This is a genomic window from Breoghania sp. JC706, assembly GCF_037026715.1.
In the GTDB taxonomy this organism is placed as follows: Bacteria; Pseudomonadota; Alphaproteobacteria; order Rhizobiales; family Stappiaceae; genus Breoghania.
Genome location: NZ_JBANCG010000010.1, coordinates 12,634 through 26,231, shown reverse-complemented (window position 1 = coordinate 26,231; position 13,598 = coordinate 12,634). Strand labels below are relative to the sequence as shown.

Annotated in this window: 12 protein-coding genes; 9 read left to right on the top strand and 3 right to left on the bottom strand. The window is 66.3% G+C overall.

Translation table 11 applies throughout. The annotated features are described in order from the left end of the window. Positions 1–235 precede the first annotated feature (235 nt). From V2L18_RS19490 to V2L18_RS19475, 4 genes are all read left to right on the top strand, one after another. Positions 236–1,213 carry a DUF6282 family protein gene (locus V2L18_RS19490; RefSeq protein ID WP_336179992.1) on the top strand — a complete coding sequence of 326 codons (978 nt, stop codon included), beginning with the start codon at positions 236–238 and terminating at the stop codon, positions 1,211–1,213. A gap of 18 nt (positions 1,214–1,231) precedes the next feature. Further along, positions 1,232–1,603 carry an antibiotic biosynthesis monooxygenase gene (locus V2L18_RS19485; protein ID WP_336179991.1) on the top strand — a complete coding sequence of 124 codons (372 nt, stop codon included), beginning with the start codon at positions 1,232–1,234 and terminating at the stop codon, positions 1,601–1,603. A gap of 145 nt (positions 1,604–1,748) precedes the next feature. Then, entirely contained in the window at positions 1,749–2,051 is a 303-nt protein-coding gene (locus tag V2L18_RS19480) for a helix-turn-helix transcriptional regulator (protein ID WP_336179990.1), read from the top strand. Further along, positions 2,044–3,273, top strand: a complete 1,230-nt coding sequence (locus V2L18_RS19475; RefSeq protein ID WP_336179989.1) for a type II toxin-antitoxin system HipA family toxin — start codon at positions 2,044–2,046, stop codon at positions 3,271–3,273. Before V2L18_RS19480 ends, V2L18_RS19475 begins: the two co-directional genes overlap by 8 nt. A 367-nt stretch (positions 3,274–3,640) precedes the next feature. Here V2L18_RS19475 and V2L18_RS19470 read toward each other — a convergent pair whose 3' ends face one another. Further along, positions 3,641–4,543, bottom strand: a complete 903-nt coding sequence (locus tag V2L18_RS19470) for a LysR family transcriptional regulator (RefSeq protein ID WP_336179988.1) — start codon at positions 4,541–4,543, stop codon at positions 3,641–3,643. Positions 4,544–4,758: 215 nt separating this feature from the next. On the opposite strand from V2L18_RS19470, the gene V2L18_RS19465 reads away from it, so the two are divergent. The 3 genes from V2L18_RS19465 (at position 4,759) to V2L18_RS19455 (ending at position 10,192) form a co-directional block, all read left to right on the top strand. Continuing rightward, on the top strand, positions 4,759–5,556 hold the full coding sequence (locus tag V2L18_RS19465; RefSeq protein ID WP_336180123.1) for an alpha/beta hydrolase: 798 nt from the start codon (positions 4,759–4,761) through the stop codon (positions 5,554–5,556). Between the two features lie 77 nt (positions 5,557–5,633). Next, positions 5,634–6,845: an efflux RND transporter periplasmic adaptor subunit gene (locus V2L18_RS19460; RefSeq protein ID WP_336179987.1), complete on the top strand. Its 1,212-nt coding sequence runs from the start codon at positions 5,634–5,636 to the stop codon at positions 6,843–6,845. A 179-nt stretch (positions 6,846–7,024) separates the two neighbouring features. After that, complete coding sequence (locus V2L18_RS19455; protein ID WP_336179986.1) at positions 7,025–10,192, top strand: efflux RND transporter permease subunit; 3,168 nt, start codon at positions 7,025–7,027, stop codon at positions 10,190–10,192. A gap of 33 nt (positions 10,193–10,225) precedes the next feature. On the opposite strand, the gene V2L18_RS19450 is transcribed toward V2L18_RS19455, so the two are convergent. Further along, the gene (locus tag V2L18_RS19450) at positions 10,226–11,593 is read right to left on the bottom strand and encodes an ATP-binding protein (protein WP_336179985.1); all 1,368 of its coding nucleotides are present in this window, start codon (positions 11,591–11,593) and stop codon (positions 10,226–10,228) included. Next, positions 11,590–12,273 (bottom strand): response regulator transcription factor, encoded by a 684-nt coding sequence (locus tag V2L18_RS19445; protein WP_336179984.1) that lies wholly within the window; start codon positions 12,271–12,273, stop codon positions 11,590–11,592. Before V2L18_RS19445 ends, V2L18_RS19450 begins: the two co-directional genes overlap by 4 nt. A 248-nt stretch (positions 12,274–12,521) precedes the next feature. On the opposite strand from V2L18_RS19445, the gene V2L18_RS19440 reads away from it, so the two are divergent. Next, positions 12,522–13,067, top strand: a complete 546-nt coding sequence (locus V2L18_RS19440; protein ID WP_336179983.1) for a hypothetical protein — start codon at positions 12,522–12,524, stop codon at positions 13,065–13,067. Between the two features lie 36 nt (positions 13,068–13,103). Beyond that, the gene (locus V2L18_RS19435; protein ID WP_336179982.1) at positions 13,104–13,589 is read left to right on the top strand and encodes a DUF2271 domain-containing protein; all 486 of its coding nucleotides are present in this window, start codon (positions 13,104–13,106) and stop codon (positions 13,587–13,589) included. Positions 13,590–13,598 lie beyond the last annotated feature (9 nt).

Sequence of the window (13,598 nt, the reverse complement as noted above, 5' to 3'; positions counted from 1 at the left end):
CGTCCTGATGAATCCGGGCTCTTAGGCGTCCCGGTTTTATTGACATTTCGGTCCATAGATTCCGGACAAGCTCGCGACTTGTCTCTTGCTCTACGTTTGTAGAAAATTGAACAAGTAAATACCGGTGATCTTTATTTGTTCAAACCGCCTTTTTCTGTGGCACGCGCGCCGCGTCCGGGCCTGCCCGAGGGGCCCGGCGCCCGCGCGATGCGAACCGAGCCGAGGATCTCAGATCTTGCTTGCGAACATCCACGCCCGCAACCGGCCCGGCCGGGCCGGGGAGACGGCGGAGCTCTCGTCCGCTCCGCTCCCGGCGCCGCTTTCCGCCGCGCGCTTCATCGATGTGCACTATCACGCCGATCCCGACGCCTATGTGCGCCGTCACGGCGCGCTGGAGGCGGGCGGGCTCTATGCCGAATACGGCGGCTGGGTCGTGCTGAAGAACCATCTGGGCTGCACGGCGGCGCAAAGCGTGGAGGCCCGGCGCGCGGGCCTGCCGCTGTCCGGTTCGCTGGTCCTGAACGAAATCGCCGGCGGGATCGACTGGCGGGTGGTGGAGCGCTCGCTGTGCCAGGCCGGGTGCCAGAGGGGGGGCCAGAGGGGGGGGCAGACTGGGCAGCAGACGGGGGCGGGCGAGGCCCGTTTCATCGTCCACCTGCCCACGGTCACCGGCCATCCGCACAGAAGCCGCCTGTCGCGCGAGCCCGCGAACCCGATCCTCAGCCGTGCTCCGATCCGGCCCTTGCGGGTTTCCGGCGAGGACGGCGCGCTTCTGCCAGAAACGCTGGACGTGATGCGCCTTTGCCGGGATCATCCGTTGGTGCTGTCCACCGGCCATGCGGACAAGGAGGACGTTTATCGTCTGATAGATGCGGCGCTGGCGCTCGGCGTGCCGAGGCTGATGTTGAACCAGCCCGCCAGTCCCATGACGGGATTTTCCGCGCGCGAGCTGATCGAACTCGGCGCGGAACCTTCGCTCTATATCGAGCAATGCGCGCTGACCTACCTGCTCGGCTACCAGAGCGAGGAGGATTTCGGCGCGGCCCTGACCGGCATTTCCAACCTCGTCTACAGCTCCGATCTCGGCCAGCCCAGCCAGCCCGATATAGAGGAATGGCTGGCGCTCACTGAGGTCTGGTTCCGCAAGTTCGGCCTGACGGACGAGCGGATAGACGAAATCACGCGCGCCAATCCCCTCGCGATGCTCACCTAAGGCGGAAAGGAACACACGATGCAGCCCAATCTCTCAAAGGACGACAGGATCGAAGCCGGGGACGTGGTCCTCGTGAACGTGGTGCAGGTCGAGCCCGGCAGGCAGGACCTGGCGCTTGATGTGCTCAGGGACACGGTTCGCTACGTCGCGCGGAGCTACGAGACGTTCTGCTGGAGCCGGCTTTACCGGAGCCTCGACGGGGCGACGGTGATCAACCAGGCCCTGTGGAAGAGCCGGGACGAATTCGAAACGCTCTTTTCCGACGAGGAATTCCTCAAGCGGTACAACGGGCTCAGGGAGGCGGGCACGTGGGAGTACCACCTCTATGAGCTCAGTGACCTGATCCTGCCCGAACAGGACACGGTGCCGTCCGGCGCGCTGGTCGACTGACCCTCCTCCCAAGGTATGATACGGTTTAATGTATCAGACATGCTATTTGATCATTATATTATATCATTTGCCTTGACGATCCGTGACGATGCACGTAGATACAGTATCCTGATAATTCGATCTCTGTGATTACGGATCCTGTATCATGTCCTACCAGAGCGAGCGCCTGATCGCCCAGGCCCGGGCGGCCCGCACGGCCGCCGGGGTGAGCCAGCGGGCGCTTGCGGAGCGCTCCGGCCTGACGCAGAGCCATATTTCCCAGATCGAGACCGGCCGGATGGAGCCGGGGCTGTCGAGCTTCATCGACATGACCCGCGCGCTCGATCTGGAGCTGGTGCTGGTGCCGAAAAAGCTCGTGCCGGGGGTCGCCGGCCTCGTCAGGAGCCAGGCGGCGGAGGCTGTGCCACGGCCCGCCTATTCGCTCGACGACGGGGACGACGATGCCTGACGTCGCCGTTCTCGACGTGCGGCTTCACGGCCGTCCCATCGGCACGCTGACGCACCTGCAGGGCGAGCGCTCGATCTTCGCCTTCAACGAGGACTATGTCGAGGACGCCGCGCGCCCGACGCTGAGCCTGTCGTTCAAGGACGATCTCGGCGGGCTGATCACCGACATCCGCCCGACGCGGCGGGTCGTGCCGCCGTTCTTCTCCAACCTGCTGCCGGAGGGCCACCTGCGGCGCTATCTGGCCGAGCGCGCGGGGGTGAATGCGCAGCGCGAATTCTTCCTGCTGTGGGTTCTGGGCCTCGACCTGCCCGGCGCGCTGTCGATCCATCCGGCGGCCGGCGAGGCGCTTCCCCCCGGCGCGGATACGGATGCGCCGGACGCGGCGCGCACCAATGCCCTGCGGTTTTCTCTGGCCGGGGTGCAGCTCAAGTTCTCCGCGCTGGAGAATGCCGGCAGGCGCGGCGGGCTGACCATTCCGGCGGAGGGCGTCGGCGGCTCCTGGATCGTGAAGCTACCCTCCCAGCAGTTTTCCGGCGTTCCGGAAAACGAGTTCTCGATGATGACGCTGGCCGGGCTGCTCGGCATGGAGGTGCCAGTCATCGATCTCGTCGATCTCGATGCGATCGCCGGCATTCCCGAAGGGATCGGCGAGCTGAAGGGGCGTGCGCTCGCCGTCCGCCGCTTCGACCGCACCGGCGAGGGGCCGGTTCACACCGAGGATTTCGCGCAGGTCTTCGGGGTCTTTCCGGAGGAGAAATACAGGAGCGCGAGCTACGCCAACATCGCCCGCGTGATCGGTATCGAGGCGGGGGCTGCCGGCGTTGCGGAATTCATCCGCCGGCTGGTGTTCAGCGCGCTTGTCGGCAACGGCGACATGCACCTCAAGAACTGGTCGCTGATCTATCCCGACCGGCGCACGCCAGCCCTTGCCCCGGCCTACGATCTGGTCTCCACCATCGCCTATATCCCCGGCGAGGACACGGCCGCCCTCAATTTCTCGCGGACGAAGAAGATGGCCGGGCTGGACGTCGACGAACTGCGCCATCTGGCGGCCCGGGCGCGGGTTCCCGAAAAGCTCGTCATCGATACCGCGGCGGAAACCGTGCAGCGGTTCCGCGAGGTCTGGGAGCGCGAGAAGCGGAACCTTCCGCTTGCCGGCGCGGTCGTGAAGGCGATTGACGCCCACGCCCCGACCGTGCCGCTTCACAACGAACTCACGTAGCGCGGTTCGCGGCGGGACGGGCGCAAGTGGCCACCGCTCTTGCGAGCGGTCCATCCTTCGCGACGGCCGTGTCAGACCTCCTCAGAGCCCGGCCCGAAAATGGTATCGGGTTATGCGCTTTCGTGCCATTTTCCTCATTCCCCTCCTCCGTCATTGCCCGGCGAAGTCCGGGCAATCCATTGCCAGCCGCAGCATTCGGGGCACGCGCTGGATCACCCGGACTTCGCCGGGTGATGACGATAGAGGGGTATGAAAGGAGGGAGAGGTATGAAGGCGCATAGAATTCGCGGGCGAAGAACCAACTACCATTTCCGGGCCGCATCTCTCCCCTCGCGCCTTCCCCCTTCCCTCCCTTCGCCCTCTCCCTCTACTGCTCGAGGTCCGCCAGCAGCTTCACCAGCCAGTCCACGAACACGCGCACCTTGTTGGAGAGATGCCGGTTGGGCGGATAGACGATGTAAAGCGGAAGACTTTCCGTGTTCCATTCGCTCAGCACGGGCACCAGGTCGCCGCGGGCAAACTCTTCCGCCGCCATGAAGCGGGGGATCTGGGCGATGCCGTGGCCGATGAGGGCGGCGGTGACGTAGCTGCGGCCGTCATTGACGGAGAAGCGGGACCGGCCGTCGATCTCCAGCTCCTCGTCGCCCTTGCGAAAGGTCAGCGGATAGCACTCGCCGGTCTGGGCGGAGAAATAGCGTACGCACCAGTGGCCGGTTTCCAGATCGCGCGGGTGAGCCGGCTGGCCGAACCGCTCCAGATAGGGGCGCGCGGCGCAGGTGATCATCTTCACCTCCGCGACGCGGCGCGCGATCAGCGACTGGTCGCCCGGCGTGCCGCCGCGCAGGGCGCAGTCCACGTTCTCCACCAGATAGTCGACGGTGCGGTCGCCGACGCCCAGATCGATGCTGATCTCGGGATATTTCATGGCGAAGTCGCACAGGGCGGGAATGACGATCCAGTCGGCGAGCGCGCCCGACATCTCCACCCGCAGGCGGCCGCTGGGGTTCGCCTGGGCATGGGCGAGGGTGCTGTCCAGCTCGTCGACCTCGGCCACGATGCGGGCGGCCCGTTCGTAGTAGAGCGCCCCGTCCGTCGTCACGATCACCCGCCGGGTGGTGCGGTTGAGCAGCTTGGTCTGCAGATGCGCCTCAAGGCTCTGGATGAGGTTGGTCACCGTGGCCCGGGGAATGCGCAAGGCTTCGGAAGCGCGGGAGAAATTGCCCGTCTCCACCACCCGGAGAAAGGCGCGCATGGCGGATAGCTGGTCCATCTCGCAGGAGCTCCGATAGAGTGCACTGCGATATTATTCGAAATTTCGAACAGTGTAACCAGAAATTACCGTCTTATTCCGAGATAGGAACAACAATAGGTATTGGAGCACGAGAGGCGCGCATTCGGGGGTGAACTCTGGCGTGCCATTGGCCATATTCGGGAGCATTCGTGAATGGCCCCGGCGCTCACCGGGGGGTGAAACGGAACGGAACGATTATGGTGCAGATCAAGGACATGACGTTCGACAAGGCGGGCATCGGCCCGGTCTCGGCGCGCGTCTTTCAGGGTGCGGAATACGAGAAGTCGCCGCCGGTCCTGCTCTATTTTCATTCCGGCGCCTTCCTGGAAGAGGGGCGCAAGGACAGCGAGGTTGCCGAGACGCTGGCGGGGCGCGGCACCATCGTGGTGATGCCGGACTACAACGCGCCGCTTGGCGCGGTCTTCCCCAAGCCGCTGGAGACCGGTTTCTCGCTCTTCAGCTACCTGGCGAAGAAGCGCGCCGGGCTTGGCAACCGCAACTCGCTGCTGCTGGTCGGCGGCACCGAGGCCGGCGGCAATCTGGCGGCGGCCGTGGCGCTGAAGGCGCGCGACCATTATGCCGACGAGCTCGACGGACAGGTCCTGCTGTCGCCGCTGCTCGACCCTTTCATGGGCTCGGCCTCCATCCGCAAGGCGGGTGCCATCGGCATGCGCGCGCGCTGGTCGGAGGGCTGGAGCCACTATCTGAGCGGCGGCGTCTGCCACCCTTACGCGGCGCCGTGTCTGTGTTCGCGGCTGGCGCGGCTGGCGCCCGCGCTCATCGTCACCGCCGAGGACGACCCGCTCCTCGACGAGACGCTTTCCTATGCAGCCCGCCTGGAAGAAGCGGGCGTCGAGGTCAAACGGCACGTTCTTCCCGCGAGGACGGGCTGGCCGTCGGTTTACGGCGGCACGGGCGAGGAAACGTCAAGCTGGCAGGACGCCCTCAACGGACGGTTTGAAGAATTCGTCAGGGCGCTCGGAATGCACTGAGTTGCGATTGAAGATCAGATGACACCGAAACCCAGATGATCGGGGCAGGCCTCGTGCGGGCCTGAAGGAGAGATCAAATGACATCGAGAAAGACACGCTGGGCCCTTGCGGGCGCCGGCCTGGGGCTTGCTGTGTCCGTTTCGGCCGCCGCCCTGTTCATGGATATGCCGATCGCCACGGTCGCGACCGCCGCCGATACGACTTCCGAGACGCCTGGCGATAAGACTGGCGCGCCGCCCGCCGTGCCGGTCACGGTGGCGGAAGTGGCGAGCCGCGACATCACCTTGTGGGACGAGTTCTCCGGACGGCTGGAGGCGGTCGACCGGGTGCAGGTGCGCTCCCGCGTCGCCGGAGCCATCCAGTCGGTGGACTTCCGCGAGGGCGCGCTGGTCAAGGCGGGCGATCTCCTGTTCACCATCGATCCCGCGCCTTTCGAGGCGGCGGTCGCCCAGCGGGAAGGACAGGTCGCCCAGGCCCAGGCCCAGCGCGATCTCGCCCGGCTGGAACTGGAGCGCAGCGAGAAGCTGATCCAGACCCGCGCCATTTCCCAAAGCGCTCTCGACCAGCGTCGCAGCGCCTTCGTGGAGGCACAGGCCAATCTGCGCACCGCCACGGCCGCGCTGCGCTCCGCAAAGCTGGAACTCGATTACACGAAGGTCCGTGCGCCGGTCGCCGGCCGGGCCGGCCGGGTGGAGATCACCCAGGGCAACCTCGTGGCGGCCGGTTCCGCTTCGCCGGCGCTGACCACGCTCGTCTCCGTCGATCCGATCTATGCAAGCTTCAGCGTGCCGGAGGAGATCGTGACCCGGGCACTGGCCGAACTGCCGGCCTCCGACGCCGCGCTGCCGCCGCTCGACCGGATCCCCGTGGAGATCGAGACGCTCGCCGGATCCGATCCGATCAGGGGCCGGTTGCAGCTCGTCGACAACCAGGTGGATGCGGCAAGCGGCACCATCGCGGTGAGGGCCGTCTTCGCCAATCCCGGCGGGCGGCTGATCCCGGGCCAGTTCGTGCGCATCCGCATGGGCACGCCGAAGCCGGAGAACCGGATCCTGATCAGCGAACGGGCCATCGGCACGGATCAGGACAAGAAGTTCGTCTTTGTCGTCGGCGACGGCAACAAGATCGACTACCGGCCGGTTCATCTGGGCCGCAGCGCGGAAGGCAAGCGCATCGTGGAAAGCGGCCTGACCTCGGGCGAGCGCATCGTGGTCAACGGCCTGCAGCGCGTCCGCCCCGGCGCGGTCGTCGATCCGCAGATGCAGAACGACGTTGCTGCAGCGAAGTAGGGCTGCAGCGAAGTAGGGACTGAGCGGCCTTCGTATCCGCGAGAGCCTGAAACCGCTCACCCGCCGCGAGAGGCGCGTTTCTTCAAAAAACGACATGCACCGGCCGCCCACGGGCGGCCGGACGAACCTCCTTTGTCCGAAATCACGAGCTTCAAGATCCTCCGGGAAGGGCGCTTGCCATGAATATCTCCAGGTTTTTCATCGACCGCCCGGTCTTTGCCGGGGTGCTGTCGGTTCTCATTCTCGTCGCCGGCCTGATCGGCCTGCGCTCCCTGCCGATTTCCGAATATCCGGAGGTGGTGCCGCCCTCCATCGTCGTGCGCGCGACCTATCCCGGCGCCAATCCGAAGGTGATCGCGGAAACCGTCGCCACGCCGCTGGAAGAGCAGATCAACGGCGTGGAAGGCCTGCTCTACATGTCGAGCCAGGCAACCTCCGACGGCGTCATGACGCTGACGGTGACGTTTGCGCTCGGCACCGATCCCGACCAGGCCCAGCAACTGGTGCAGAACCGCGTCTCCCAGGCCGAGCCGCGTCTGCCGGAAGAGGTGCGCAGCCTCGGCGTCACCACGGTCAAGAGTTCGCCCGACCTGATGATGGTGGTGAACCTGACCTCGCCCGACGACCGCTACGACATCACCTACCTGCGCAACTACGCGGTCTTGAACATCAAGGACCGGCTCGCCCGCATCGACGGCGTTGGCCAGGTGCAGGTGTTCGGCTCCGGCGACTATTCCATGCGCGTGTGGGTCGATCCGCAGAAGGCGGCGCAGCACAAGCTGGCGGCCAGCGACATCACCGCCGCCATCCGCCAGCAGAACGTGCAGGCGGCGGCCGGCATCATCGGCGCCTCGCCGAGCGTCGACGGGGTCGACGTGCAGCTCAGCGTCAACGCGCAAGGCCGCCTGCAGACGCCAGAGGAATTCGGCAACATCATCGTCAGCACCGGCGAGAACGGCGAGGTCACGCGCCTGCGCGACGTCGCCCGCATCGAGCTGGGCGCGGCCGACTATTCGCTGCGCTCGCTGCTCGACGGCAAGCCGGCGGTCGCGATCCCGGTGTTCCAGGCGCCGGGCTCCAACGCCATCGCCATTTCCGATGCGGTGGTGGCGACCATGAACGACTTGCAGAGCGCGATGCCCCAGGGCGTCGAGTACAGGATCGTCTACGACACCACCAAGTTCGTCCGCTCCTCCATCGAGAAGGTGGTGGACACGCTGCTGGAAGCCATCGCGCTGGTGGTGATCGTCGTCATCCTGTTTCTGCAGACGTGGCGCGCCTCGATCATTCCGCTGATCGCGGTTCCCGTCTCCATCATCGGCACCTTCGCGGTGATGTACGTCTTCGGCTTTTCCATCAACGCGCTCAGCCTGTTCGGGCTGGTGCTGGCCATCGGCATCGTCGTCGACGACGCCATCGTCGTGGTGGAGAACGTGGAGCGCAACATCGAGGGGGGGCTTAGCCCGCGCCAGGCCACCTACCGGGCGATGAAGGAGGTCTCCGGGCCGATCGTCGCGATCGCGCTGGTGCTGGTCGCGGTGTTCGTGCCGCTCGCCTTCATCTCAGGTCTGTCGGGCCAGTTCTACCGCCAGTTCGCGCTGACGATCGCGATCTCCACGGTGATCTCGGCGATCAACTCGCTGACCCTGTCGCCGGCGCTGGCGGCGCTGCTTCTGAAGGGCCACAACGCGCCACGGGACAGGCTGACCCGGATCATGGATCTGGCTTTCGGCTGGTTCTTCCGCGGCTTCAATCGTGCCTTCGGCGCCGGCTCCCATGCCTATAGTCGCGGCGTCGGCTCCCTGCTGTCGCGCAAGAGCGTGGTCATGGCGATCTATCTGGCGCTCGCAGGCGCGACCTGGGGCCTCTTCACCGCCGTGCCCGGCGGCTTCGTGCCGGCGCAGGACAAGCAGTACCTGATCGGTTTCGCCCAGCTTCCCGACGCCGCCACCCTCGACCGGACGGAGGACGTCATCAAGCGCATGAGCGACATCGCCATGGCGCAGCCGGGCGTGGAACACGCGATCGCCTTCCCGGGCCTGTCGATCAACGGCTTCACCAATTCCTCCAACGCCGGCATCGTTTTCGCCACGCTGACGGATTTCGAGGAGCGGCGGAGCCCGGAGCTTTCCGGCGACGCCATCGCCATGCAGCTCAACGGCAAGTTCGCCGCCATTCAGGACGCCTTCATCGCCATGTTCTCGCCCCCGCCCGTGCAGGGGCTGGGCACGACCGGCGGCTTCAAGCTGCAGATCGAGGATCGTGCCGGGCGCGGCTATCAGGCGCTTGATGCGGCCAACAAGGCGTTTCTGGCGAAGGCCTACCAGGCGCCGGAACTGGCGGGGCTGTTCTCCAGCTTCCAGATCAATGTGCCGCAGCTTTACGCCGATCTCGACCGCACCCGGGCCGAACAGCTCGGCGTGTCGGTGACGGACGTGTTCGAGACGCTGCAGATCTATCTGGGCTCGCTCTATGTCAACGACTTCAACGCCTTCGGCCGCACCTACAGCGTGCGGGTGCAGGCGGACGCGAAGTTCCGGGCGCGGCCGGAGGATATCGGCCGGCTTGAGGTGCGCTCCTCGTCGGGGCGGATGATCCCGCTGTCGGCGCTGATGAAGGTGGAGGCCACCACGGGGCCGGAGCGGGCGACGCGCTACAACGGCTTCCTCGCCGCCGACATCAACGGCGGACCGGCGCCGGGCTACTCCTCCGGCCAGGCGCAGGCGGCGGTGGAGCGGATCGCGGCCGAAACCCTGCCCAAGGGCATCGGTTTCGAATGGACCGACCTCACCTACCAGCAGATCCTCGCCGGCAGTTCGGGCATGATCGTCTTCCCGCTGGCGCTGCTGCTGGTCTATCTGGTGCTGGCCGCGCAATACGAGAGCCTGGCGCTTCCCGTCGCCATCATCATGATCGTGCCGATGGGCGTGCTGGCGGCGCTCACCGGGGTGTGGTTGACCGGCGGCGACAACAACATCTTCACCCAGATCGGCCTTGTGGTGCTGGTGGGATTGTCGGCGAAGAACGCGATCCTGATCGTGGAATTCGCGCGCGAGCTGGAATTCGAGGGCCTAAGCCCGGTTCGCGCCGCGGTGGAGGCAAGCCGGTTGCGCCTGCGTCCGATCCTGATGACGTCGCTGGCCTTCATCATGGGCGTTGTGCCGCTGGTGCTGTCGACCGGCGCGGGCGCGGAAATGCGCATCGCCATGGGCGTTGCGGTCTTCTCCGGCATGATCGGCGTGACGTTCTTCGGCATCTTCATGACGCCGGTCTTCTACGTGCTGGTGCGCAGGCTTGCCGGCAACCGGCCGCTGGTCCAGCACAAGGAAGCGCCGGTGGAGGCATGAAGCATCAGAGCGTGTCACTGTGCGCCCCGAACCTCATTCCGGTGCGGGCAGCGACACGCGCACTTCCACGCCGCCCGAGCGGGCCGGCACGGGCGAGTTCAGCACCAGCGAGGCTTCGGCGCGCTCGACGATGGCCTTCACGATCGCCAGACCGAGACCGCTGCCCGCCGCCTTGCCGTTGGCGCGCACGAAGCGGGCGGTCAGGCGTTCCAGTTCCTGCGGGGGAATGACGGTTCCGCTGTTCGTGACGGTCAGCGTCGCCGGGGCGCTCAGGCTCACGGCCACCTCCCGCGTCGCGTCGCCGTGCTTCAGCGCATTCTCGATCAGGTTGCGACAGAGGATGCCGAAGGCGTCCGGGTCGATATCGGACAGGACCGGCGCGTCCGGCATCTCGAGGTCGATACGGCCTGCGGCGTCGCACCTCTCGAAATCGTCCACGATGATGCGCAGGATCGGGCGCAGGTCGGCGGCGACGCCCGTGCGGATGCGTGCACCTTCGGCCCGCGCCAGCTGCATCAGCTTTTCCGCAAGGCGGTTCAGCCGTTTCAATGTGGTCTCGATATCGCGGGCCCGCGACAGGACCCGGGCGTCGTCGGTCTCGGTCTGAAGGCGCTGCGCCTGGGCGATGGCGCCGGCCACGGGCGTGCGCAACTCGTGCGCGGCATTCGCCGCAAAGCTTCTCTCCGCCTCGAAGGCCGCGCCCAGGCGCGACAACAGCGCATTGATGCTGCCGACGATCGGGGCCAGTTCGCTGGGCAGGCCCTTGTCGGTGAGCGGGGCGAGCTTGTGGGCGCTGCGCTGGCCCAGATCGTCGCGCAATTGCCGCATGGGCGAGAGAGAGCGGCGCACCACCAGAAAGATGGCGGCAAAGCTCAGCGGGATCACGAGCACGAGCGGCAGGCTCAGGCTGAGCGCGATGTCGCCGATGACCATGGTGCGGCGCGAGCGGGGTTCGGAGACGACGATCGTCAGGACCCGGTCGCCGCTATGCGCACGATCGTAGAACAGGGTCCGGGTGTCGGTGCGCACGAAGCCGGTGTGATCGAACGGCGGGAAATCCTCTTCCTCGGCATCCTCGGAGGCCAGCAACACCTGGCCCGTCTGGTCCACGATCCTGTAGCTGTAATATCCGACATCGACCGCGCGGCGTCCCTCGCCATGGCCTCGGCGCCCGAACCCGAGGTGCTTGCGCTTCCTGCCCAGGCCGCGGCCGTCATGCTCGCCGCGCTCCGCGACGTTCAGCAGCCTGCGGGCCGTGTCGCGCAGCGCGCCGTCGAATTCCATGTCCAGCTCGCCGCGCAGGCGATAGGCGGTGAGCGCGGCGGCGGCAAGCCACAGGGTCATGACCGCGAGGCCGATCGCCAGCGCAAGGCGCAGCTGGAGCGAGCGCGGCGCCCTCATGGATGCCCCGGATTATTGCCCGGCCGATAACCGAGCCGGTAGCCGAGCCCGCGTTCGGTCTCGATCACCGAGTGGCCGAGCTTCTTGCGCAGGCGGCTGACGTGTACCTCGATGGCGTTGCTCTCCACGGTATCGTCGAAACAGTAGAGGTGCTCCTCGAGCTGCCCCTTCGACAGGACCTGTCCCGGCGCCTGGAGGAAGACCTCCAGCAGCGCCCATTCCCGCGCGGTCAGCGTGACCGGCCGGCCGTCGTTGCGGATCGAGCGGGCGGCGATGTCGATCTGGAGCGGGCCGAACTGCATCAACGGGTTCGGATTGCCCGCGTAGCGGCGGGCGACCGAGCCGATGCGCGCGGAAAGCTCCGAAAGGTCGAACGGCTTGACCATGTAGTCGTCGGCGCCCGCGTTCAGCCCCTCGATGCGGTCGGAGACCTGATCGAGCGCGGTCAGGATGATCACCGGCGTGACGCTGCCGCGGGCGCGCATTCTTTTCAGAAACGGAATGCCGCGCCCGTCGGGCAACATGAGGTCGAGCAGCACCAGCTCGAACGGGCTCGCGGCAAGGGCCTCCTCGGCCATGTCCAGCCGGGTCACCCAGTCGGCCGAATGGCCGTCGGCCTTGAGCTGGTCGTGAACCGCAACGCCCAGAACCGTGTCGTCCTCGATCAGCAGAATTCGCATCGCCCGCTCCGCCAGAGTGCAGCTCACCCTAGAGCGCTTTCCGTTCAGACGGAATCGTCTGAACGACAAGAAACCGCTCCAGATCAATACCTTGAGCATATTCCGATCAGATTGCCTCAGTCTGATCGGAATATGCTCTAGTGCGCCCTTTTCCTTACAGAAAGCTGAAGCGTTTTTTGCGCCCCCGTCAGGAAGCGATCAGGCGTGCAGGCGATTTCGGAAGCATCGAATGCTGAAGGAGACGCAACATGCACGCTCTGCCGAAACTCATCCTGGCCGCGCTTTTCGTGGCGCTTCTGATCTCCGCCTCGCGCGCCCAAACCCCGACAATGGCACCCGCGCCGCAAGATCCGGCGTCAAACGGGGCCGCCGTCGCCGCCGACGACAATGCGCCCGAGGCGGCCAGTGCCGCCGACGACAATGCGCCGGTGCCGATCCGGCCGCGCGCTGGCGCACAAGGCGGGCCCCGGGCCGATCAGGCGCAACAGCGCCCCTGCGGCCGGAGCGACCGCGCCATGCGGCACGGTCATCACTACCGCGATCATCACCGGGGCGGCTACCGCGACAGTTACCGCGATAATTACGGGGGCAAGCATCATCGATCCTGGTTCTCCGGGGGCTCCTGGTTCTCCGGAAACGGCCGCAACGAGGGCCGCTACCGTGACGGCGGCGGCTATCGCCAGTGGAAAGACTGCCCCAACGGCGCCGCGAACCCGGCGCGGTCGGGAACCGCCCAGCCGCCGGCCAACGGCCTCTTCAACAAGGGGGCCGCGCCCAAGGCGCAGGTCGACTGACCCACGATCTTTTCCGACAACTGGAGACACGGATACATGAAACGGTTCTTGAGCGTCCTCGCCCTGACGACCGCCCTTACGGCGCCGATCCTGATCGCCCCCGGCCTCGCGACGGCGAAGGACGTGACCTTCACCACGACGCTGAACGATTACGGCGGCGACGGCGCCTACCTCGCCTATTACGTCACCGATGCCCAGGGCGCCTATGTCGGCTCGCTCTGGATGGCCGGCCCGAAAGCCAAATGGTACGAGAGCCTCACCGACTGGTACCGCGCAACCGGCGGCGATGCGGCCGAGGTCAACGGGATCACCGGGGCCAGCGTCGGCGCGGGCAAGACCCTGACGATCAGCTTCGACCTCGCCGACGCGCTGTTCGATGCGGGCTACGAGCTGCACATCGATGCCGCGGTCGAGGACATGCGCGGCAGCCCCTCCGAAATCGTGGTGCCGCTCACCACCGAAGGGGCCGGCAAGCCGGTCCGGGGGCGGACCTATATCGCCAATTTCGCGTACGGCATGTGAGGTCAGGTG